The sequence below is a fragment of the Streptomyces sp. NPDC004561 genome (assembly GCF_053602155.1).
This window is the reverse complement of record NZ_JBSGDB010000869.1, coordinates 1-1,693: the sequence shown is the minus strand read 5'-3', so window position 1 is coordinate 1,693 and position 1,693 is coordinate 1. Positions and strand designations below refer to the sequence as shown.

The following is a 1,693-nucleotide window of genomic DNA, read 5'->3' as shown; positions in this document are numbered from 1 at the left end:
GTCGGTGGAAGCCCGGAGGTCGCAGTCCGGCGCGTGGGATTGGCGCGGTGATCCTCGGTGCGGCCCAGTCGTCGAACAGGCGCATGTAGCGCCCCATCGCGGTGAGTTGTTCGCCGCCGGACCTCATGAAGTCCAGGCGCTGCGACTGCGCCTGGGCCATCGCGTTGAGCACCTGGTGGTCGAAGGGGACCTCCCGGCTGAAGCTGTCGACCATCACCACGGCCGCCGGCCGCTCGCCCATGGCCTCCAGGTGTGCCGCCACGCCGTGGGCGATCCAGCCGCCCGAGGAGTAGCCGAGCAGGACGACGGGCTTTCCGGCCGCGCACTCCCGTACGGTCTGCGCGTGCAGCCGGAGCACGGTGTCCGGATCGGAGGGGACCGGCTCGCCCTGCTCGTAGCCGGGGTTGACCAGCGCCCACACGTCCAGCCGGTCGCGGAAGGGCGCGGCGAACCGCGCGTACTGGTGCGCGCCGGCCGGTACGACGTACGGCGAGACGCACATCAGCGCGAGGGGACCGCCGCCGTGCGACAGCCGTACCGGCGCGGGCCGTTGGGCCAGTTCCTCGGGCCGCTCGAACGAGGGCCGGAAGCGGGCGGCCTCCATCAGCATCCCCATGGCCTCGGCGGCCGTCCCGTTCTCGCTCGCGTGCCGGTAGAGCCGCACCAGCATGTCGGCGGACCGCTCCTCCGCCGCGCCGTGGCCGGCGCCCTGGAGCCGCGTCGACAGGTGTTTGGCGAGCCTGGCGGGCGTGGGATGGTCGAAGGCCAGTCCGGCGGGCAGGCGGAGACCGGTCGCCGCCGCCAGGCGCCGGCGCAGGTCGATCGCGGTGAGCGAGTCGAAGCCGAGTTCCAGGAAGTGCGCGGTGGGCAGCACGTCCTCGGCCGAGGCGTGACCGAGGACCACGGCGCTCTGGGAGCGGATGTGCTCCAGGAGCCGTGCCTCCCGCTCGGCCGGTGCGAGCCGGGCGAGCTCGGTGGCCAGTGCCGCTCCGGCGCCGGTCTGCTCGCCGGCGGCCTGCTCGGCCCGCTCGGACTCCAGGAGCCGCTGCACGTCGGGCAGTTCGGCCAGCAGCGGGCTGGGCCGTCCCACGGTGAAGGCGGGCAGGAACTTCTCCCAGTCGATCGGGGCGACGGTGAGGGCCGCCTCGTCGTGCTCGACGGCCCGGCGCAGGGCGGAGATCGCGAGCTCGGGCGCCATGACGCCCAGACCCCGCCGCTCGCCGCGTTCCTGGACCGCGTCGTCGACCATGCCGCCGCCCGCCCAGCCGCCCCAGGCGACCGAGGTCGCGGTCAGGCCGCCGGCCCGCCGCCGCAGCGCCAGGGCGTCGAGGAAGGCGTTGGCGGAGGCGTAGGACGCCTGCCCACCGCTGCCCCAGACGCCGGCGCCGGAGGCGAAGAGGACGAACGCGTCCAGTTCACGGCCGTCGAGCAGCGCGTCGAGATGGAGGGCCCCGGTGACCTTGGCGGCCGCGGCTTCGGCGAACTCGTCGAGACCGGCGTCGGCCAGCATGGACGACCGCGCCGTGCCGGCGGCGTGCAGCACCGCGGTGAGCGGATGGCGGGACTCGATGCCGGCGAGGAGCCGCGCGACCGCGTCGCGGTCGGCCATGTCGCAGGCGGCGATGGTCACTTCGGCGCCCAGGGCGGTCAGCTCCGCGTGCAGTTCCCGCGCGCCGGGGGCGTCGGGCCCGCT

At 75.1% G+C, this 1,693-nt stretch carries 1 protein-coding gene; it reads right to left on the bottom strand.

Features of this window, described 5'->3' with window-relative positions; all coding sequences use genetic code 11:
- The coding region (locus ACWEN3_RS46245; RefSeq protein WP_452984411.1) for a type I polyketide synthase at window positions 1-1,693 on the bottom strand (1,693 nt) is incomplete at both ends.